Origin of the sequence: Nonomuraea sp. NPDC051191 (assembly GCF_044455665.1) — a bacterium.
Taxonomy (GTDB): domain Bacteria; phylum Actinomycetota; class Actinomycetes; order Streptosporangiales; family Streptosporangiaceae; genus Nonomuraea.
Map to the genome: position 1 here is coordinate 181,422 of NZ_JBITEZ010000017.1, position 20,380 is coordinate 201,801.

Consider the following 20,380-nt stretch of genomic DNA (forward strand, 5'->3'; position numbering starts at 1 on the left):
CGCGGCGCGGGTCACCAGACGTTGTCCCGCGCCGCGTCGAGGGCCGTCAGCACGGCTCCTTCCAGCACCGCGTTGCCCTCGACCCGGGTGGCCCTGACCTCGGTGGGCGCGGGCGACAGCTCGCGCAGCCGTGCGGCGACCTGGTCGGCCAGCTCGTCGCCGCCCTCCTGGCCCGTGGCCCCGCCGAGGACCACCAGGCCGGGGTCGAGGAGGGTGACGAAGGCGAAGGCGCCCTTGGCGACCCGGCGCGCCCGCTCCTCGGGCCGGGTCGTGGCCTGGAGCAGGAGGCAGAACGGCGTGCCCTCCACGTCGAGGAAGCCGATCTCGCCCGCGCCCCCGGACGCGCCGCGGCGCAGCCGTCCGCCGAGGACGACCGCGGCGCCGATGCCGTCGTCCAGCCAGAGCAGCACGAAGTCGTCGCTGCCCTGGGCCGCGCCGGTGCGCAGCTCGGCGACGGCGGCCAGGTTCACCTCGTTCTCCAGGACGACGGGCACGCCCAGCCGCTCGCGCACGGCGGTCACCAGGCCGGGCCGCCATCCGGGCACGTCGTTGGCCATCACCAGCTCGCCGTCCTTGGGCTTGACCAGGCCGGGCGCGCCGATGACCACGTTGTCGAGCGCACGCCCGGCGGCGGCCTCGGCGACCGTGGCCTCGACGAGGTCGGCCAGGTCACCGGAGATCTCGCGGACGGCCGACCCGACCACGTGCCCGGTGAGGTCGGCGACCGTGACGTTGATGGCCGTACGGCGCAGGTCCACCCCGGCGACGTGGGCGCGCCCGGCGACCAGCGCGTAGAGGCGGGCGTTGGGGCCGCGCCGGTCCTCGCCGCGTTCGCCGGCCTCCTCGATGAGGCCGCCGCCCTTGAGCCGTTCGATCAGGTCGGAGACGGTGGGCCTGGACAGACCGGTCAGCTCGCGCAGCTGCGGGGCGGTCAGCGGACCGTGCTCCAGCAGCAGGTCGAGGGCGAGCCGGTCGTTGATCGCACGGGCCATGGACGGGGTCGCGGTCTTCACGCCGCCCATAATAGTCAGGAAGGCTCCCTGATAGCTCTTTTCATCAGGAAGGTTGCCTGATAGTTTTTCCGGCCATGAGCCCTCATCGCGCCATCGCGGCCGTCTTCGCCGCCCACGGCGCCGTCGCCGGCAGCTTCGCCACCCGCATCCCCTGGATCCAGGAGCACGTCCACCTGAGCGCGGGCCTGCTCGGGTTCGTACTGCTCTGCCCCTCGATCGGGGCGTTCGCCGCGATGCCGCTGGCCAGCCGCCTGGCCCACCGGTTCGGCAGCCAGGCCACCACGCGGGTGCTGCTCGCACTGTGGTGCGGCGGCCTCGCCCTGCCGGCCTTCGCCCCCGCGCCGGTCTGGCTGTTCGCCATCTTCCTGCTGTACGGCGCGTCGGCCGGCATGTGCGACGTCGTCATGAACGCCCATGGCGTCACCCTCGAAAGGCACCTGAACAAGCCGGTCGTCTCCGGCCTGCACGGCATGTGGGCCGTGGGCAGCCTGGCGGCCGGCGGCCTCGGCACCCTGGCCGCGCAGGCGGGCATCGACGCCCGCCTGCATCTCGGAGTCGTCGCCGCCGTCCTGGTGGTCCTGGGCGGGATCGCCGGTCGCGGACTGCTGCCCGACGGGCCGCGGGCCGCCGACGCTCCCGCGCCGCGCCGCTTCGCCCTGCCCTCGCGCGCCATCCTGGCCGTCGGCGTGGTCGGGTTCTGCGGCACGTTCGCCGAGGGCGCCAGCTCCAACTGGGCCGCGGTCTACCTGACCAACGTCGCCGACGCCGGGCCGGGGGCCGCCGCCGCCGGTTACACGATCTTCATGCTCTGCATGGCCGGGGCCCGGCTGGCGGGCGACCGGGTGGTGCGCCTGACCGGCCCCGTGCGGGCGGTCCGGATGGGTGGGATCGTCGCGGTCGCGGGCGGCGTGCTGGTGGTCCTGGCCCGTACGCCGGTGCTGGGCGTCATCGGGTTCGCGCTGGTCGGGCTGGGGGTCGCGGTCGTCGTGCCGCTGGTGTTCACGGCGGCGGGGAACGCCGGGCCCACGCCGGGCGAGGGGGTCGCCGGGATCGCGACGATCACGTACCTGTCGGGGCTGACCGCGCCGGCGCTCACCGGCTGGGTGGCCGGCAGCGTGTCGTACCCGGCGGCGTTCACGCTGGTCACGGGGGTCCTGGTGGCGCTGACGGTGCTGGCGCCGGTGCTGCGGCCGCGTCCGGCCGCGCGGGAGGTGGTCCGGGAGCGGCAGCCGGCGTGATACGCTCCCAAGCGAGCGCTTGGTTTACATACGGAGAGGCCGCCGCATGAAGTTCTCGACCTTCCACCTCTTCCACCGCTTCGACGGCCAGAGCTTCAAGGACGTCTACGACTACCATCTGGAGCTCATCGAGCTGGCCGAGGAGCTGGGCTTCGACGGGGTACGGCTGGCCGAGCACCACTTCCGCGACTACGGCGTGGCGCCCAACCTGTTCACCATGCTCGCCCACGTCGCCGCCCGCACCTCCCGGATCAGGCTCGGCACCGGAATCGTGGTGCTGCCGCTGCACAACCCGATCCACGTGGCCGAGGAGGCCGCGCAGGTGGACGTGCTCTCCGGCGGCCGGCTCGACCTGGGCATCGGGCGGGGGTACCAGAGCTTCGAGTTCGAGGGCTTCGGGATCGACCTGGCCGAGGCGCGCGACCGGTTCAACGAGGCGCTGGAGGTGATCCTCGGGCTGTGGACGCGGGAGTCGTACCGGCACGAGGGGAAGTTCTACCGGACCGGCGCCGAGGTCACACTCGCGCCGCGCCCGCTGCAGTCGCCTCACCCGCCGCTGCACGTGGCCGCCGTCTCCCCCGAGACCGTCACCATGTACGCCGAGCGCGGCCTGCCCGTCCTGGCCGACCCCGCCGCGACGTTCCGCAAGGTCGTCAAGGCGGCCGAGACCTGGCGGGAGACGGCCGCGCGGGCCGGCCACCCGGCGGGCGCGGAGCTGGTGGTGGCCCGCAGCGTGTACGTCGCCCCTACGCTGGAGCGGGCCCGCGAGGACCAGGCCAGGTTCGAGGCCTCCTTCGACCGCTCGCGCATCTTCAACGAGCGCAGCGCCCCCATCGACCCGAGGACCGGCAAGGCCGCCCAGGGCTTCGAGTACTACCAGGACCGCTACCTCAAGGGCGGCTCGGTCTCGCCCGACTTCCGCTGGGAGCAGCTGGAGGTCATCGGCGACCCCGCCCGGGTGATCGAGCAGGTCTCGCTGCTCAGGGACGCCGGCTTCACCAACCTCCTGTGCGACTTCGGCAGCACCAGGCCCATGCCGCTGGAGGACATGAAGCGGGTCATGCGCTTCTTCGCCGCCGAGGTCATGCCGGCCTTCGCCCCCGCAGGAGGATGACGATGATCCACAGCCTGACCCTGTCCGACGTCCTGGCCGACCACGCCCGCAGCCGCCCCGGGGTCACCGCCGTGGTGGACGGGGACGTGCGGCTCACCTACCCCGAGCTGGACGACCGCGTCACGCGGCTGGCCGACGCCCTGGCCGGGCGCGGCGTGGCCGCCGGGGAGCGGGTGATGTGGCTCGGCCAGAACTCGCACGCCGTGCTGGAGCTGCTGCTGGCCTGCTCGCGCCTGGGCGCGGTGCTCTGCCCGGCCAACTGGCGGCAGTCGCCGGACGAGCTGCGTTTCGTCCTGTCCGACCTGGCGCCCAGGGTCGTCGTCTGGGAGCACTCCGACGCCGCCGCCGAGCTGGCGGACGCGGCCACGTGGGTGCTCGCGGGCGAGGCGTACGAGGAGCTGGTCGCGGGCGGCTCGGCGCGGGAGTTCCCGCAGGTGGACGACGCCGAACCGGTGCTCGCGCTCTACACCGCAGCCTTCGGGGGCCGGCCGGGCGCCGCCCTGCTGAGCAGCGCCGCCCTCGTCGCCCACAGCGCCACGCTGCTCGTCGTACGCCAGATGGAGCCGGGGTTCACCTTCCTCAACGACGGGCCGCTCTTCCACGTCGGGACGATGATGTTCTGCCTGGCCACCCTCCAGATCGGCGGCACGAACGTGTTCACGCCCGCCTTCGACGCCGAGGAGGTCTGCCGGCTGGTCGACGCCGAACGGGTGACGCAGGCGTTCCTGTTCGGGCCCATGATCGACGCGGTCGCGGCGGCGAACGCGGGCGGCAAGTACGACCTGTCCTCGCTGCGTTTCGTCGCCCACTCCGCCGAGTGGGACGACATGATCACCGTGGACGACTCCCCCTGGTGCCGCTCGAAGATGGGCGGGTACGGGCAGACCGAGGTGGGCGGCATGCTCACCTTCCTCGGGCTGGCCGAGGGCGGCGCGGGGTTCGCGGGACGGCCGTCGCCGCTGGTCCAGGTGCGCATCCTGGATCCGGAGGGCGTGGAGGTGCCGGTGGGCGAGACGGGCGAGATCTGCGCGAGGGGCAAGACCCTCTTTTCCGGATATTTCGCCCGGCCCGACTTAAATGAGGCGAAGTCGCGGTACGGGTGGCATCACACCGGCGACCTAGGCCGCCGCGAGCCCGACGGCACCATCACCTTCATCGGCCCCCGGCTCCGCATGATCAAGTCGGGCGCCGAGAACATCTACCCCGCCGAGGTCGAGCGCGCGCTCAGGACCCATCCGGCCGTCGCCGACGCGGCGGTGATCGGCGTGCCCGACCCCCAATGGCACCAGGCGGTCAAGGCGGTCGTGGTGCTCAGACCGGACGCCGCCGCCACCCAGGACGACCTGGTCGCGCACGTCAGGGGCGAGCTGGCGGCGTACAAGAGGCCGCGCCAGGTGGTGTTCGCCGACGCCATCCCCAAGCAGGGTTTCACCCCCGACTACGACGCCCTCGACGCCGCGTACGGCGGCGGCAACTACCCGGGCGCCTGACCCCCCGCCATCCGTACGGGCGGCCTACACCGGGAGCCCCGCCTCCAGGTGCGCGAGCGCCTTGTCCAGCTCGGCGGGGCCGTCCATGGCCGGGTTCCGGACCCACTCGAACCACAGGGCCACCATCACGCCCGTGACGGCCCCCGTGACGTTCCTGATCTCCGGGTCGGCCGCGTCCCGGCCCTGGCGCGCCGCGAGCTCCTCCCGCAGCGTGGCGAGCACGCCGGTGACGTTCTCCAGGCTGGCCGCCCACAACTCCGGGACGGTGAGCATGAGCTTCTCCCGTTCCATGCCGTCGGCGATCTCCTCCGGCGTCTGGGCGTCCGTGACCGCCCGCATGGCCATGCGCACGGCCCTGACGGGACCCACCTCGGCGGGCACGGCCCTGAGCGCCTCGACGAGGGGCGGGAACTGGTCGAGCAGCACCAGGTCCTCCTTCGTCGGGAAATAGCGGAAGACGGTGCTGGGCGCGACCTCCGCCGCCTCGGCGACCTGCTCGACGGTCGTCGCCGCGTAGCCCTGCTCGCGGAACAGGCGCAGCGCCTCCTTCTGGATCAGGGCGCGGGTTCTGGCCTTCTTCCGCTCGCGCAGGCCCTGGACGGGTCGTTCGCTCATGTCACCGCATTCTCCGGGCCGGCGGTCCGCGCGTCCACTCGTCGGAGCCTGATGCATATCGCTATACAACTTTCATTTGAGAGTCTACTCTCACAATTATGCGACTTCCCCTCGAACGTCCGGCGGAATGTCCCTTCGATCCCCCGGCGGGGCTGGCGGGCCTTCCGGCGATGAGCCGTCTGGAGTTCGCCGACGGCCATCTCGGCTGGCTGGCCACCACGGCCGAGGCCGCCCGCGCGGTGCTGGGCGATCCCCGGTTCAGCGCCCGGCAGGAGCTCAAGCACCAGGCCGTGCACCCGGATCCCGCCGGGCTCGGCACGCCCGCCCCACCGGGCTTCTTCGCGGCCATGGACCCGCCGGAGCACACCCGCTACCGACGGCTGCTCACCGGCCGGTTCACGCTGCGCAGGATGCGCCTGCTCGAAGCGCGGGTCGAACGCATCGCCGCCGACCACCTCGACGCCATGGCCGCCGCCGGGCCGCCGGCCGACCTCGTGACGGCCTACGCGTTACCGATCCCGTCGCTGGTCATCTGCGAGCTGCTCGGCGTCCCGTACGCCGAGCACGACCTGTTCCAGGAGCTCAGCGCCCGGCTCGTCACCTTCGGCGAGGACGGCGCGGGAGCGCTGGCCGAGCTGACCGGCTACCTGCGCGGGCTGGTCCGCCGCAGGCGCGGGGAGCCGGACGGCGGCCTGATCGGAGACCTGACCGGCGACCTCGACGACGACGAGCTCGCCGGCCTCGCGGTGATCCTGCTGGTGGCAGGGCACGAGACCACGGCGAACATGCTGGCGCTCGGGGTGTTCGCGCTGCTGGCGAACGGGCGCCCGTACGAGGACGGCGCGGTCGAGGAGCTGCTGCGCTGGCTGTCGATCCTGCATCTCGGCGCGCCTTCCAGAGCCGCCCTGGAGGACGTGGAGGTGGCGGGCGTGACGGTCAGGGCGGGCGAGACCGTGGCCCTGTCCCTGCCCGTGATCAACCGCGACCCGGCCGTGTACGCCGACCCCGACCGGCTGATCCCCGACCGGCCGGAGGCCCGCCGCCACCTGGCCTTCGGGTACGGCGTGCACCAGTGCCTGGGCCAGCAGCTCGCCAGGATCGAGCTGCGGATCGGCTACCGGGCGCTGTTCGAGCGTTTCCCCGGTCTGCGGCTGGCCGTGCCGGCGGCCCAGGTGCCGGTCAAGGACGACGCCTCGGTGTACGGCGTCAGGAGCCTCCCCGTCACCTGGTGACCGGCCCGCTCACAGGACGGCGAGCGGGGTGATCGGGCTGCCGGTGCCTCCTTCGATGCGCAGCGGCGCGGCCACGAACACGAACTCCGTCCGGCCGGCCGCGCCCAGCTCTTCGAGCCAGAGCATCTCGACCAGGTGGACGCCGTGCCGGTGGAGCAGGATGAGGTGCAGGTCGTCGGCGGCGCACTCGTCGGCGAGCTGCCGGTCGTTCAGGCCGCCGATCGCCGCGTTGTCGCAGGCCACCGCCGACACGTCCTGGGCGGCCAGCCAGGAGCCCGCCTCCGCAGACAGCCCCGGCTGCCCCGACCAGTACTCCTCGCGCGACCGCTCCCAGACCAGCGGCCAGCCCGTGCGGATCACCGCGACGTCCCCGGGGCGCGGCGTGGCGATCTCCTGGAGCAGCCGGGCGGGGACGCGGAAGCCGGCCGGCAGGTGGTCGAGCCCGAGGCGCCGGGGCACGTCGAACAGCACGCCCCTGGCCACCACGCCGCCCACGTGCTCGATCCCGCACCGGGTGGCGCCGTAGGAGCGGACGCGGGCGGCCGGGTGGCCGTTGTAGAGCAGGTCGCCGGTCCACATGTGGCACAGCGCGTCCATGTGGGTGGTGGTGCCGTGGTGGGTCACCAGCAGGGCGTCGTCGGCCACGCGCAGGCCGTCGCCGACGGGCCGGGCGCCCGCGGCGTAGTCGCCGCCGTCCACGGACATGAAGTGTTGCGGCAGCGGACGGCCCCGCAGGTGCGGGACGGTGGTGGGCGCGGCCGAGGAGGTGGCGCCCCTGATCGGCATGGCCAGGCTCAGCACCTCGCCCGTGACGGCGCTGCGCAGGGCCTCCAGGACGACGGCGGGGGTCAGCAGATTGAGGGTTCCGCGCTGGTCGTCTGGGCCGAATCGTCCCCAGTTGTTAGGCTCGTGCACCAAGTAAGCGCTTCCTTTCTTGCGGAGGTCTGATGTACTGCGATCCCCGGTTCTCCCGCGTGCGCGAGGCGTTCGAGCGGAACTTCGCCGAGGGCGAGGAGCTGGGCGCGGCGGTGGCCGTCTATCTCGACGGCGAGCTGGTCGTGGACCTGTGGGACGGGGTCGCCGACCGGCACACGGGACGGGCCTGGGAGGCCGGCACCCCGGCCTTCGCGTACTCGTGCACGAAGGCGATCGCGGCCACCGTGCTGCTGCGGCTCGCCGAACGCGGGCTGGTGGACGTGGGCGCGCCGGTCGCGGACGTGTGGCCGGAGTTCGCCGCCGGGGGCAAGGAGGCGGTCACGGTCGAGCACGTGCTGACGCACTCCTGCGGGCTGCCGGTGATCGAGACGCCGGTGCCGGTGGAGGAGTTCGAGGACCAGCCGGCCGTCGCGGCCCGGCTCGCCGGTCAGACGCCGCTGTGGGAGCCGGGGACGGCGCACGGGTACCACGCGTTGACGTACGGCTTCCTGGTCGGGGAGGTGGTGCGGCGGGTCACCGGGAAGTCGGTGGGCGAGCTGGTGGCGGCGGAGATCGCCGGGCCGCTGGGGCTGGACCTCTGGGTCGGGGCCCCCGACGACGTGATCCCCCGCGCCGCCCGCCTCAAGGCCCCCACCCGCCCCCGCCCCTCCCCCGAAACCCCCACCCGCGGCCCCGGAACCCCAGGGGATGCCTCCGAAACTCCCGCTCCCTCCGGCGGAGGGGTCGGCGTCGGTGGGGGGCGGGATCTGCTGGGCGAGATGAGCCGGGCGGCGCTCGATCCCGGCAGCCTGATGAACCGGGCGCTCGGCAACCCGGCCATCCGCCTGCTCGAAGGCGGCGCGAACAACCCGGTGATCCTGCGCGCCGGATGGCCCGCCGCCGGGGTCGTCACCACCGCCAAGGGCCTGGCCGGGTTCTACCGCGCGCTGGTCGGCGGCGACGTCCTCACCTCTGCGACCCTCCAGGACGCCCTGCGCCCCCGCGTCAGCGGCCCCGACCGCGTGCTGTTCATGGACACCACGTTCGGCCTCGGCTACATGCGCCCGTCGTTCACGTTCCCGATGCCGTCGCGGACGGCGTTCGGCCACTCGGGCATGGGCGGCTCGCTCGGCATGGGCGACCCCGGCCGCGGCCTGGCCTTCGGGTACGTGATGAACCGGATGGCCGACAGCCTCACCGGCAACCTGCGCGGCCTGCGCCTGATCGAGGCCGTCTACCGCTCCCTGTGACCCCACGGCGCTCGTCACTGCATGGTCACGCCGCCGCTCACCGACAGCGTCTGGCCGGTGATGTAGGCGGCGCGGTCGGTGCACAGGTACGCGATCAGCCCCGACACGTCGGCGGGCGTGCCCAGCCGCCGCAGCGGGATCCCCTTGGCGATCTTGTCCACGAGCCCCGGCTCGGCCTCGGACACCCGGCGGAGCATCGGCGTGTCGGTCGGCCCCGGGCAGACCACGTTCGAGGTCACCCCGCCTCTGGCGGCCTCGCGGGCGAGCGTCTTGGCCAGGCCGAACAGGCCCGCCTTGGTCGCCGCGTACGCCCCCTCGCCGCCCGACCCGGCCCTGGCGCCGTCGGAGGAGACGAACACCAGCCGTCCCCAGCCCCTGGCCGTCATCCCGGGCAGCAGCAGCTTGGTCATGAGCATCGGGCCGCGCAGGTTGACCTGCCACATGAGGTCCCAGTCCGCCGGGTCGCTAGCCGTGAACGGCCGCACGATCGACACCCCGGCGTTGTGCACGAGCACGTCCACGGGCCCGGCCTCGGCGCAGAACGCCTCGACGGAGGCGGGCAAGGCCAGGTCCACGGCCAGCGCCCGCGCTCCGGGCAGGGCGGCGGCCGTCCGGCGGGCGCCCGGCAGGTCCACGTCGGCGACGACGACGCGGGCGCCGAGCGCGGCGAGGTCGGTCGCCACGGCCATGCCGATCGCGCCCGCTCCCCCGGTGACGACGGCGACGCGGCCGTCGAGGCGCAGGCCGTCCACTACGTCCACGCCTTCGCCAGGTCGGCCGCGGCGACGCGGGTGGCCAGCAGGCCGACCGTGTTCCGCAGGACGGCCTGCGCGTAGTCCTCGGGGATGCCGGCCACCGCGTCCTTGACCACCGTCACCCGGTAGCCGAGGTTGACCGCCTCCAGCGCCAGCCCCGGGATGCCCAGGTTGAGCGAGACCCCCATCGCGACCACGGACGAGACGCCCAGGGAGCGCAGCGTCATGTCCAGCGAGGTGCCGGTGAACGGCGAGAACCCGTGGTGCCGCCGGCTCTCCAGATCGCCGTCCTCGCGCAGATCGGGCAGCACCTGCACGGCGGCCGTGCCCTCCAGCATGTGCGCGGGGTCCTTGAGCAGGGAGACGATGAACGGGCAGTTGCCGGTGTGCGAGCCCGCCCGGTCCGGCCGGAAGGCGGCCGTGCAGTGGATCACCGGGAGGCCGGCCGTTCTGGCCGCGCGCAGGACGCGGGCGGCGTTGGGCACGACGTCGTGGCGGGCACAGGCCGCCACCAGTTCCGGAAATTTCGTGAGATCGCCGACGACGCCCCGCTGCATCTCCATCACCAGCACGGCCGACCGCTCCACCCGCAGCCTCCATCATTTAGCCGAGCGCTTGCTTGGGCAAGCCACAGCATAACACCGCCCCCACGACATCACTTTTCTCCGCAAAGACGGAAATTTCTCCAGACGTGACAACCCACACCCCGGGTGAGACCGTCGAATGCACGACGGCCTGCCTGATGGGGGTTGGACTTGGTCCCTGGTTACCGTGAAGTTCGCCAGCTCGGCGCGGGCCGCACCGGCCGCGTGTTCCTCGCCACCTACCAGTCCACCGGCGCCTACGTCGCGATCAAGTACCTGAACGCCACCCTGCGCAGGGACCCCGAGTTCATGGACCGCTTCAGGGCCGACACCCACCAGCTCGTCGAGATCGACGACGCCGACGTGGTCCGCCTCTACGAGTACGTCGAGACGCCCGACCGGGCCGCCGTCGTCATGGAGCTGGTGGACGGCGTCTCGCTGCGCACCTTGCTGGCCGAGCACGGCCGTACGGCTCCGGAGGCGGCGCTCGTCCTGCTCAAGGGCGTGCTGGCCGCCCTGGCCGTCGCGCACGAGAGAGGCGTGCCGCACCGGGACGTCAAGCCGGAGAACGTCCTGGTCCAGGCGGACGGCACGAGCAAGCTGGCCGACTTCGGCGTGGTCGTGCACGCCGAGGAGCCGGGGGTGCCGGCGGGCAGCCCGGCGTACATGTCGCCCGAGCTGTGGACGCAGGGACGGGCCGGACCCTCGGCCGACCTGTACGCGGCGGCCTGCCTGCTGTTCGAGGCGGTCAAGGGGCGGCCGCCCTACCGCGCGTACAAGGAGGGCCAGGACGGCGAGCAGGACGTCGCGGCGCTGCGGGACCTGCACCTGATGGAGCCGGTGCCGCTGGAGGTGGTCCCGGACGCGCTGCGCGACCTGCTCAGACGCGGGATGGCGAAGGACCCGGCGCTCAGGTACGCCTCGGCCCGGCAGTTCGCGGCCGAGCTGGAGGAGGACGCCGTCGCGGCGTACGGGCCCGGATGGGAGCAGCGGGGCCGCCGCCGGCTCGCCGAGCTGGCCACGCTGCTCGCGCTGCGCTTCCCGTTGGCGGCCACGACCGAGCGGGAGACGCGGTCCCCGGCGGGGGGCCGGGGCCGGGCGGTGCGGCTGCCCGCGCTGCCGCCGCACCTGTGGGTGGCGGGCGCGACGGTGGTCGCCGTGGCGATCGCCCTGATCATCTCCGGCGGACGGCTGTCGCCCGGCGCGGGCACGATCCTGATGCCGCAGCCGAAGCCGTCGGGCGAGCTGAACCCGGCGCCGGTCGACGCCCACACGCCGACCCCCCGGAGGAGCGCGCCCGCCACGGACCGCGGCAGTGCGCCCCCGCCCGCCACCGGCGGGCCGCGCGTCCCCACCGGCCCGCCGCGCGGCTCCACCGGCCCGCCGCCGGTCCCGTCCAGCGCCGCGCCGCCGGTGCCAACGCAGGCGCAGAGCGGGACCGCCCCGCCGCCGCCGGCCGTGCGGGAGGCGAGCATCACCCGATGGAGCGGCTCGGCGGGCGCGATCAGCGTGTCCGCGGACGGCACGGGGCCGGTGCGGCTGCGGATCGCGTACACGCGGCGGCTCGACGACGGGCCGGTCGCCACCGTGCGGCAGGAGACCCTCACGCTGCGCGGCAGCACCGCCTACACCAGCGGCGTCCGGCACGATCCCGGGGACGTGGGCTGCGGGGTGCGGGCCTACCTCGGGATCGTCGTCATGACCGAGCCGGCGGCGGTCAACGGGCCCCAGGTCAGCGAGGTCGCCGTGGACGGGCCCACCTGCCCCACCCCGACCCGCTCGGGCCCGGCCACGGCGTCCGGCACCCCGTCGACCCCGTCGACCCCGTCGACCCCGTCGACCCCGTCGGCCTCGACGTCCTCGACGTCCTCGACGTCCTCGGCGGGCGGGCGGCCCGTCGCGCGTCCCACGCAGGGACCGCCGTCCCCGTCCGCCGGGACCTCTCCGGAGTACGCCCTCCCGCCCGCCTCCCCGGAGGGCGGGCTGGTGCCCGGCGAGTAGGGGCGCGGGCCCTTGTCGGCCAACCAAGCGTGCGCTAGCTTGGCAGCGATGAGCGGTGACACCTCCCCCACCGGCGCGGGGACGCGTGGCGAGCTGGTGATCCGGCGCTGCGTGTCCTGCGGCCGCCGCGGCTGGCTGCCCGAGCCGTCCTGCCCGGCGTGCGGTGGGGACGAGCAGGCCGCCGAGCCCGCCGAGGGCACGGGGACGGTGCACACGTTCACCGTCGTGCACCGGTCGTTCGCGCCCGGCTACCGGGGGCGGGAGCCGTACGTGCCGGCGTGGGTGGACCTGGACGAGGGGGTGCGCGCGTTCGGGCACGTCGTGGGATGCGCGCCGGAGGAGGTCCGCGTCGGGATGCCGGTGCGGGTGACGTTCGTGGACGATCTGCCGCATTGGAGGCCCGCATGAAGCTCGGCAACGTGCTCATCCCCGTCGCCGACCTGGACGAGGCGATCGCCTTCTACGGCCTGCCGGTCACGTTCAGGGACGGCGACAGGTTCGCCGCGCTGGACGGCGGCGGCGTCACCGTGGCGCTGGCCGGACCCGCCGAGCACGTCACCGCGTCGGCGGCGCCGTCGTACAAGGTGGACGACGTGGCGGCCACGGTGCGCGAGATGGCGGCGCGCGGGGCCGAGGTGGTGCGCGCGCCCGAGGACGGGCCGCACGAGAGGCGGGCCGTGCTGCGCGACCCCTCAGGAAACACGTTCGTGCTCTACTCGCCCCTCTGACCTGGAGGCACCCCCATGGCGCGATCACCCTACGGCAACTACGGCCACGCGATCCTGACCGCGGGAGCGCTGCGCACGCCCGACCGGGTGGCGCTGACGTACTGCGGCGAGCGGAGCTTCACCTACGACGAGCTGAACCGGGCCGTCAACCGCCGCGCGAACGCCCTGCTCTCGGCCGGGATCGCCCCTGGGCAACGGGTGGCGGCGCTGCTCAACGAGACGCTGCTGGTCGCCGAGGTCTACCTCGCCCAGGCCAAGATCGGGGCGGTGACGGCGGCGCTCAACCCGTACTGGCCGGTCGAGACGCTGCGGGCGGTGGTGGCCGCCTCCGGCTGCACGGCCTTCGTGTACGACCCCACGGTCGCCCAGGTGGTCGAGGAGATCAGGGACTCCCTCCCGGACGTCACCACCTGGATCGACGCCGGCGAGCTGACCGGCGGCCCGGAGGAGGAACCGCCGCTGGGCGGCTTCCACGACGACCCGCTGGCCCTCTACTACACCTCGGGCACGACCGGCCTGCCCAAGGCCGTCGTGCACACCCACGCCTCCTCCCTGGCGACCGCCCAGATCTGGCTGGACGTGCCGCGCGGCCCCGACTCGGTGTTCGGCACCGGAGCGATCATCTGGGGCATCGGCTTCCCCGCCATCGTCGGCCCGGCCCTGTACGCGGGCATGCGCCTGGTGCTGGAGCAGGACTGGGGACCGGCGAACTTCCTGCGCGTGGTGCCGCGCGAGCGGGTCACGCACGTGTCGCAGATCCCGTCGTTCTACACGGCGTTGCTGGGGTCGTCCGAGCACGAGGGGGTGGACCTGTCGTCGATCCAGGTGATCATGCTGGGCGGCGAGCCGCTGACCGCGACCATGCTGGACCGCATCAAGGCCAGGCTGCCCGGCGCCGGGGTCTACTCCTACTACGGGCAGACCGAGGCGCCGTACACGTGCATGGGCCGCGTGGACGACGGCTCGACGCCGCTCGGCTCCTCCGGACGGGCGCGCACGGGCAACGCCGTACGGATCACCGGCCCGTCCGGCGCCGCCGTGACCGGCGAGGTCGGTGAGATCAACCTGGCCGGGCCGCACCGCATGGCGGGCTACGACGGGCCGGACGACCACGGCGTGCTGCGCGGCGACTGGTACGTGGGCGGCGACCTCGGGACGCTGTCGGCCGACGGCGTGCTGCGCGTCCTCGGCCGCCGCGAGGACTCGATACTCAAACACGGCCAGTGGACGCAGCCCGCCACGATCGAGGAGGCCGTCTCGGCCCTGGACGGCGTGGCCGAGGCCGGCGCGGTGGGCGTCCCCGAGGGGGCGGCCGAGCAGAGGGTGCTGCTGGCGGTCGTGCCGCGCGCCGGGCAGTCGCTGGACGCCGCCAAGCTGTCGCTCGCCCTGGCCGACACGCTGCCCCCGCACCAGCGGCCCGACCACATCGTGGTGACCGGCGAGCTGCCGCACTCGCAGGACGCCTCCGGCGGCCCCGGCAAGCTGCTGCGCCGCCGGATCCGCGAGCAGCACGGGCACCTGCTCGGGTGAGCGTCCAGGAGCGCGGGGGCCGGGACGGTCCACGGGAGCACGAGGTCAAGGCGCTGGTCGCGGCGGCCGGGGTGCCGGTGCCGCGCGGGGTCGTGGTGCGCGACCTGGACTTCACGGCGGCCGGGGAACTGGCCGGGCCGCTGGTGCTGAAGGCGTTCGGGCCGGGGCTGGTGCACAAGTCGGAGGCGGGGGCCGTACGGCTCGGCCTGCGGGCGGACGAACTCGCGGCGGCGGCCGGGGAGATGCGTTCGCGGCTCGACGTGGAGGGGTTCCTGGTCGAGGAGCAGGCGCCCGCCGGGGTGGAGCTGATCGTGGGGCTGGTCGGCGATCCTGGGTTCGGCCCGGTGCTGCTGGCCGGGCTGGGCGGCGTCTGGACGGAGGCGCTGCGCGACACGGCGCTGCGGCTCTGCCCGATCGCCGAGCGGGACGCCCGGCTCATGCTGGACGAGTTGCGCGGCTCGGCCCTCCTGCGCGGCCACCGCGGCCGGCCGCCGGTGGACGTGGACGCCGTGGTCAAGCTGCTCATGACGGTCGGCGGCCCCGGCGGGCTGTGGGAACGGCTGGAACTGGGCGAGTTCGAGCTGAACCCGGTCATCGCCACCCCTTCCGGCGTGACCGCGGTGGACGCCCGGTACCTGCCCGGCGAGCCCCGCCCGTCCGCCGCCCGCGCGCCGGCGGACTTCCTGCCGCTCTTCGAGCCCCGCGCGGTGGCCGTCGTCGGCGCCTCCGCGAGCAGGCCGAACTTCGGGAACATGTTCCTCGACTTCTACAAGGCCGCCGGCGTGCCGCTGGTGGCCGTGCACCCGTCCGCCTCCGAGGTGGCGGGGGTGCCCGCGGTGCCGTCGCTGGCCGCCGCCGGCGTGGACTACGCGCTGGTGGCGGTGCCCGCCGAGCGGTGCGCCGAGGTGGTGCGGGAGGCGTCGGGCGTCCCGTACGTGCAGGTGATGAGCGGCGGGTTCGGCGAGGCGGGACGCGCGGACCTGGAACGCGACCTGGCCGGGGCCGCCCGCGCGGCGGGCACCCGGCTGCTCGGGCCCAACTGCATGGGCGTGTACTGCCCGCGCGGCCGGCAGACGTTCGTCGGCGGCGGCCTGGGACCGGCCGGGACGGTCGCGCTGATCTCGCAGAGCGGCGGGCTCGCGGGCGAGGTGATCAAGGTCGGGGAGCGGCGCGGGCTCGCGTTCAGCCGGGTCGTCACCGTGGGGAACGCGGCCGACGTGACCCCCGCCGAGCTGCTGACCTGGCTGGCCGGCGACCCCGAGACCCGGGCCGTCGGGCTCTACCTGGAGGATCCGCGCGGCGGCCGGGAGCTGCACGAGGCGCTGCGCGCGGCCGGGCTGCCGGTGGCGCTGCTGGTCGGCGGGCGCAGCTCGCAGGGGCAGCGGGCGGCGCTCTCGCACACCGGCGGCATGGTGGGCGACCTGCGGGTGTGGGCGGCGGTCGCGGCCCAGACGGGCACGGCGCTGGTGTCCTCCCAGGACGACCTGATCGGCGTGCTGGCCTTCTTCCAGGCGCACGGCTCCCGCATCACGGACGGCGACCGGGTGCTGGTGATCGGGCCGAGCGGGGGCGCGGGCGTGCTGGCGGCCGACGCGTTCGACCGGGCGGGCGTGCGGCTCGACCCGCTGCCGGACGGCGTGCTCGACGGGCTCGGCCTGGCCGTCGCGGGCAACCCGCTGGAGGTGCCGGTGGGTCCGCGCGGGCGTCCGGGGCTGGTGGCGGAGGTGATCGAGGCGATCGTACGGCGGGAGCCGTACGCGGACGTGGTCGCCCACGTGAACGTGCAGAGCTTCTTCACCTACGGCGACGCGGCCGAACCCCTGTACGCCTACACGCGGGCCCTGGCCGGCGCGCAGGAGGCGCTGCCGCGCGTCAGGATCACGCTCGTCACCAGGAACGGCGAGTGCGCGCCCGCGGGCGTGGAGGACGAGGTACGGCGGATCGCGGCGGCGGCGGGCGTCCCCGTCTACCGCTCCATGGAGGCGGCCGCGGCGGCCGTCGCGGCAGGAGGTAGTCGTGGGACTGCTTGACGGCAAGGTCGCGCTGATCACGGGTGGGGCCAGGGGCATGGGCGAGTCGCACGTGCGCCTGTTCCTCGAAGAGGGCGCGCGGGTGGTCTTCGGCGACGTGCTGGAGGAGGAGGGCAAGGCGCTGGCCGCCGAGACGGGGGCCACGTACGTGCGGCACGACGTGCGCAGCCCCGGCGAGTGGCGGCGGGCCGTGGACACGGCCACGGAGCTGCACGGACGGCTCGACGTCCTGGTGAACAACGCCGGCATCCTCGCCTACGGCCGCATTCAGGACATGGCTCCCGAGGACTTCGACCGGGTGATCGACGTGAACCTCAAGGGCACCTGGCTCGGGGTCAAGTCGGTGATCGACCCCATGAAGGCGGCCGGGCGCGGCGCCATCGTGAACATCTCCTCGATCGAGGGCTTCGTCGGGGCGGAGGGGTTGTCGGCGTACGCGGCGTCGAAGTTCGCGGTGCGCGGGCTGACCAAGTCGGCCGCGCGGGAGCTGGCCCGCTTCAAGATCCGGGTGAACTCGGTGCATCCCGGCGCGATCAACACGGCGATGGCGGTGAACCCGGACCTGATGGCCGAGGTGGACGCGGAGGCGTTCGTGAAGTCCATGGTCATCAAGCGGTTCGCGAAGCCGGTGGAGGTCTCGCACGTGGTGGCGTTCCTGGCCTCGGAGCGGGCCAGCTACTGCACGGGGAGCGAGTTCACGGTCGACGGGGGGCTGCTGACGGGGGCGGGTTACTAGGCTTCCGTGACTCTTTTCTAGTCGAATCATACGTTTTGGGCATGTCTGGCGGCTTGGTTGAGCTGCGGTTATGCGCCTGGTGATGTCTTTGCCTGCTCTTGGGGTGTGCTTGACCTTGGTCACGAAGCGGTAACCTCGCAGCGCACGACACCACAGGTTTCCGGTTTTGCCACACATGTCCCGGGTTACCCCCGTGTACCCCGGTATGTGTGGATAAATCCGGATCTTGACCGGAAGGTTCCCCCATACTTCCATGACGCCCGAGATGCAGAAGTACATCGACCTGCTCGAAAGCCAGCTCGGCTACTCCGAGAAGGCCGGCGCGTACACCAAGTTCGGCGACTGGTACGGCAAGACCGTCGAGTTCGACGCCGACTACTCCGCCGCCCCCTGGTGTGACATGTACCTCTCCTGGGCCGCGCACAAGCTCGGCTTCCAGGAGTGGATCGGGCAGTTCGCCTGGACCGTACGGCACGCCGAATGGTTCAAGGCGCAGGGCGCGTGGGGGAAGACGCCGAAGCCCGGCGCGTTCGTCTTCTACGACTGGAGCGGGACCGGCAAGATCGACAACATCGACCACGTCGGCATCGTCACACGGGTCGAGGGCGACACGATCTTCACCATCGAGGGCAACATCGACGGCGGCGTCGCCAAGCGCAAGGAACGCGACACCAGCAAGGTCGTCGGCTACGGCTACCCCGAGCGCATCAAGGCGCGCCTGGACGAGGAGGCGGCCCAGAAGCGGGCCGACGAGCAGGCGGCGACGCCCGCCAGGCCCGGCGACGTGGGAACGCTCCAGCTTCCCGGCGACGCGCTCAGCTCCCTGATCCCGCACGTCGAGCAGGAGCGTACGGGCGAGGTCCCGCTCGCCGCGCGGCCGAAGGGCAAGGCCGACAAGACTGCGAAGACGACGGTGTCCTCGCCTGCCGCGTCCCCGGCCGTGCCGTCACCGTCCGCCTCGCCCGCGACGGCGGCGGCGCCCGCGCCGACGACGGCGGCGGGGAGGTCGGCCCAGAAGTCCAAGCACGCCAAGGCGACGACCGCCGACACCACGGCCGCCACCGCCGAGCCCCTCCCCACGCTGGTGGACGCCTCCTCGCCGGGCTCGCTGTCCACGATCGCCTCCCCGACGCTGGTCGGCTCCGCCCTGATCGCCGCCCTGGCCCTCCTGGCCCTGGCGAAGACCCGTCAGCAGCGCCTCCGCCCGGTCACCGCGTCCGCGAAGACCGCCCGGATGCGCGGCGCCGCCACGGCGATCGCCCCTCTGAACCTCTCACCGGCGGAAGGCGTCGCCCTGAGCCCCACGGCGGAGGTCGCCAGCCTGCTGGGCGCCGCTTCGCCGGACAGCGGCACGACGGGCGTCACCGTGCCCGCTCCGGGGACGCGCTCCAGGCGCGGCTCCCACGCCGCCCCCTCCCGCCACCGGCGTCGCCGCAGGCCGTCGGACCCGCGCCACGAACCCACCCACCCCACCTCACACCGCTCCCCCCTCGCCTCCACCCCGCCCCCCGTCTCCCCCGCCCCCACCCGGACGAGCCACTTCGAGCACCCGACCGGCCGTCCCGAGCCCATCCGGACGGCCCGCTCCGAGCACGCGGCCGGCTCCCCTGACCACTTCCGGACGGCCCGCTCCGAGCACCCTGTCGGCTCTCCCGAGCCCGCCCTGGCGGCGTGGTTCGAGCTTTCCGCTCCTGTTCCCGAGCGCAGCCCCGCGAGCGGCGGATTCGAGGGGGACGGGGATGCCTTCGAGGCGTTCACCGACAGGACGGCGCCGCCGCGGCGGCTCGACAGCGCCTCGTTCCGGCCCGCCCCCGACACCGCGCCCTTCGCGCCCACGTTCGACACCGGCCCGATGGTCGCGATCTCGCTCCCTCCGGCGACGAGCACGTTCAGCGCCTTCTCCCCCAGCCCCCGCCCGGGGGCGGAGGTCGCCGCCCGGACGAGGACGACGTCGCACGCCGCGGAGGCGTCCGGGATCGGCGCGACGTACCGGGGCCGTCGCCGTCGCAGCGAACCCGTCGCGTACGCCCCCGGGCCCGCCGCCTTCACGGACGAGCTCGCCCCCTTCACCGCCGACGCCACCCCGCGCGGCCGCCGCCACCGGCGCACCGCGTCAGCCGCGACCGCCGCATCCACTGCGTCCGGGGGCCCCATGGCCCCGCAGAGCGTGTGGAGCCCGTTCCAGCCGACCGGCGGCGGAACGAGCACCGTCGAGACGTTCGTCCAGGACGCCCCCTTGCGCGGCCGCCGCCACCGCACCCGCGAGCTCGTCAGCACCCCCGACTGGGGACGGCAACCCGCCTGAGACGGCCGGCCCCACGCCCTCAGGTGACCCCGTACTCGGCGGCGAAGGCGGCCAGGCGGGTGACCGCGTCGCGGCTGCGCGTCCATGGGCGGACGATCAGCCGCTCCACCCCCAGCTCCGCCCAGGCCGCCACCTCCCCCGGGGAGCCCAGGGCGTACGCGTGCGCCGTGACCGGCACCCCCGCCCCGAGCCGCGCGACCTGCGGCCTGATCGACTCGATGGTGTGCGGCATGCTGATCCACCCGTCGCACAGCCGGGACGCCCGGCGCAGCGCCGCCGCCGACTCCCCACCGGCCAGCACCGGCAGCCGCCCCTGGACGGGCTTGGGCTCGAAGGCGACCTCGGGAAACCGGTAGAACCGTCCGGAATGGGCGACCACGGGCTCGGTCCAGAGCCGCCGGACGACCTCTATGGCCTCGTCCAGGCGGGCGCCGCGGGTCTCGAAGGGCAGTTCGGCCGCCGTCCACTCGCCTCGGTACCAGCCCGCGCCCACGCCGCAGATGGCCCGTCCGCCCGACACCACGTCCAGGGTGGCGAACGCGCGGGCCGACACGAACGGGTGGCGCAGGGCCAGCAGGTGCACGGCGGTGCCGAGCCGGACGCGGGTGGTGAGCCCGGCCAGCCAGCACAGGTAGGCCGGGGCGTCGAACAGCGGGGTCGTCGGCTTGATGCCGGGGTCCTCGGTGCCCGGGTAGACGGCGAGCGACAGGTCGGTGGCGAACACCAGGTGCTCGGGCAGCCACACCGACTCGAACCCCAGCTCGTCGGCGGCCACGGCCACGTCCTTCCAGGCGTCCGGATGCAGCAACCCCAGCGGGACGCCGTACTTCACACGCACCTCCGC

At 74.0% G+C, this 20,380-nt stretch carries 18 protein-coding genes; 12 read left to right on the forward strand and 6 right to left on the reverse strand.

What is annotated here, in order from left to right:
• Positions 1-11 precede the first annotated feature (11 nt).
• Positions 12-1,013: an ROK family transcriptional regulator gene (locus ACIA8R_RS41435; protein WP_364093910.1), complete on the reverse strand. Its 1,002-nt coding sequence runs from the start codon at positions 1,011-1,013 to the stop codon at positions 12-14.
• Between the two features lie 74 nt (positions 1,014-1,087).
• On the opposite strand from ACIA8R_RS41435, the gene ACIA8R_RS41440 reads away from it, so the two are divergent.
• From ACIA8R_RS41440 to ACIA8R_RS41450, 3 genes are read left to right on the forward strand one after another with little or no spacing between them, the layout of a single operon-like run.
• Entirely contained in the window at positions 1,088-2,251 is a 1,164-nt protein-coding gene (locus tag ACIA8R_RS41440; RefSeq protein ID WP_397043005.1) for an MFS transporter, read from the forward strand.
• 46 nt (positions 2,252-2,297) lie between these two features.
• Positions 2,298-3,365, forward strand: coding sequence for an LLM class flavin-dependent oxidoreductase (locus tag ACIA8R_RS41445; protein WP_357694540.1), 1,068 nt, complete (start codon positions 2,298-2,300; stop codon positions 3,363-3,365).
• Between the two features lie 2 nt (positions 3,366-3,367).
• A complete protein-coding gene (locus ACIA8R_RS41450; RefSeq protein WP_397043008.1) occupies positions 3,368-4,855 on the forward strand; it encodes an AMP-binding protein in 1,488 nt (495 codons plus the stop codon).
• Between the two features lie 24 nt (positions 4,856-4,879).
• Here the strand turns inward: ACIA8R_RS41450 and ACIA8R_RS41455 are convergent, their stop codons facing one another.
• Entirely contained in the window at positions 4,880-5,470 is a 591-nt protein-coding gene (locus ACIA8R_RS41455) for a TetR/AcrR family transcriptional regulator (protein WP_397043010.1), read from the reverse strand.
• Between the two features lie 98 nt (positions 5,471-5,568).
• Here ACIA8R_RS41455 and ACIA8R_RS41460 point away from each other — a divergent pair, with 98 nt between their 5' ends.
• Positions 5,569-6,702, forward strand: a complete 1,134-nt coding sequence (locus ACIA8R_RS41460; protein ID WP_397043012.1) for a cytochrome P450 — start codon at positions 5,569-5,571, stop codon at positions 6,700-6,702.
• 9 nt (positions 6,703-6,711) lie between these two features.
• On the opposite strand, the gene ACIA8R_RS41465 is transcribed toward ACIA8R_RS41460, so the two are convergent.
• Positions 6,712-7,620: a cyclase family protein gene (locus tag ACIA8R_RS41465; RefSeq protein WP_364093894.1), complete on the reverse strand. Its 909-nt coding sequence runs from the start codon at positions 7,618-7,620 to the stop codon at positions 6,712-6,714.
• Positions 7,621-7,649: 29 nt separating this feature from the next.
• On the opposite strand from ACIA8R_RS41465, the gene ACIA8R_RS41470 reads away from it, so the two are divergent.
• Positions 7,650-8,867 carry a serine hydrolase domain-containing protein gene (locus ACIA8R_RS41470; RefSeq protein ID WP_397043014.1) on the forward strand — a complete coding sequence of 406 codons (1,218 nt, stop codon included), beginning with the start codon at positions 7,650-7,652 and terminating at the stop codon, positions 8,865-8,867.
• A 14-nt stretch (positions 8,868-8,881) separates the two neighbouring features.
• Here the strand turns inward: ACIA8R_RS41470 and ACIA8R_RS41475 are convergent, their stop codons facing one another.
• Positions 8,882-9,619: an SDR family NAD(P)-dependent oxidoreductase gene (locus ACIA8R_RS41475; RefSeq protein ID WP_397043068.1), complete on the reverse strand. Its 738-nt coding sequence runs from the start codon at positions 9,617-9,619 to the stop codon at positions 8,882-8,884.
• Complete coding sequence (locus ACIA8R_RS41480; protein ID WP_357694552.1) at positions 9,619-10,209, reverse strand: isochorismatase family cysteine hydrolase; 591 nt, start codon at positions 10,207-10,209, stop codon at positions 9,619-9,621. Before ACIA8R_RS41480 ends, ACIA8R_RS41475 begins: the two co-directional genes overlap by 1 nt.
• Positions 10,210-10,377: 168 nt before the next feature.
• On the opposite strand from ACIA8R_RS41480, the gene ACIA8R_RS41485 reads away from it, so the two are divergent.
• The 7 genes from ACIA8R_RS41485 to ACIA8R_RS41515 all read left to right on the forward strand — a co-directional run bounded on the left by ACIA8R_RS41485 (position 10,378) and on the right by ACIA8R_RS41515 (position 19,536).
• Positions 10,378-12,207 (forward strand): protein kinase, encoded by a 1,830-nt coding sequence (locus tag ACIA8R_RS41485; protein ID WP_397043016.1) that lies wholly within the window; start codon positions 10,378-10,380, stop codon positions 12,205-12,207.
• Between the two features lie 48 nt (positions 12,208-12,255).
• Positions 12,256-12,615: an OB-fold domain-containing protein gene (locus ACIA8R_RS41490; protein ID WP_357694556.1), complete on the forward strand. Its 360-nt coding sequence runs from the start codon at positions 12,256-12,258 to the stop codon at positions 12,613-12,615.
• Complete coding sequence (locus ACIA8R_RS41495; protein ID WP_357694558.1) at positions 12,612-12,935, forward strand: VOC family protein; 324 nt, start codon at positions 12,612-12,614, stop codon at positions 12,933-12,935. The genes ACIA8R_RS41490 and ACIA8R_RS41495 overlap by 4 nt, the downstream gene beginning before the upstream one ends.
• A 15-nt stretch (positions 12,936-12,950) precedes the next feature.
• Positions 12,951-14,465 carry a class I adenylate-forming enzyme family protein gene (locus ACIA8R_RS41500; RefSeq protein WP_357694560.1) on the forward strand — a complete coding sequence of 505 codons (1,515 nt, stop codon included), beginning with the start codon at positions 12,951-12,953 and terminating at the stop codon, positions 14,463-14,465.
• A complete protein-coding gene (locus ACIA8R_RS41505) occupies positions 14,462-16,495 on the forward strand; it encodes an acetate--CoA ligase family protein (RefSeq protein WP_364093874.1) in 2,034 nt (677 codons plus the stop codon). The genes ACIA8R_RS41500 and ACIA8R_RS41505 overlap by 4 nt, the downstream gene beginning before the upstream one ends.
• Positions 16,482-17,231 carry a glucose 1-dehydrogenase gene (locus ACIA8R_RS41510; RefSeq protein WP_397043019.1) on the forward strand — a complete coding sequence of 250 codons (750 nt, stop codon included), beginning with the start codon at positions 16,482-16,484 and terminating at the stop codon, positions 17,229-17,231. The genes ACIA8R_RS41505 and ACIA8R_RS41510 overlap by 14 nt, the downstream gene beginning before the upstream one ends.
• A gap of 253 nt (positions 17,232-17,484) precedes the next feature.
• On the forward strand, positions 17,485-19,536 hold the full coding sequence (locus ACIA8R_RS41515) for a CHAP domain-containing protein (protein WP_397043021.1): 2,052 nt from the start codon (positions 17,485-17,487) through the stop codon (positions 19,534-19,536).
• Between the two features lie 19 nt (positions 19,537-19,555).
• Here the strand turns inward: ACIA8R_RS41515 and ACIA8R_RS41520 are convergent, their stop codons facing one another.
• On the reverse strand, positions 19,556-20,368 hold the full coding sequence (locus ACIA8R_RS41520; protein WP_397043023.1) for a TIGR03619 family F420-dependent LLM class oxidoreductase: 813 nt from the start codon (positions 20,366-20,368) through the stop codon (positions 19,556-19,558).
• Positions 20,369-20,380: the final 12 nt, after the last annotated feature.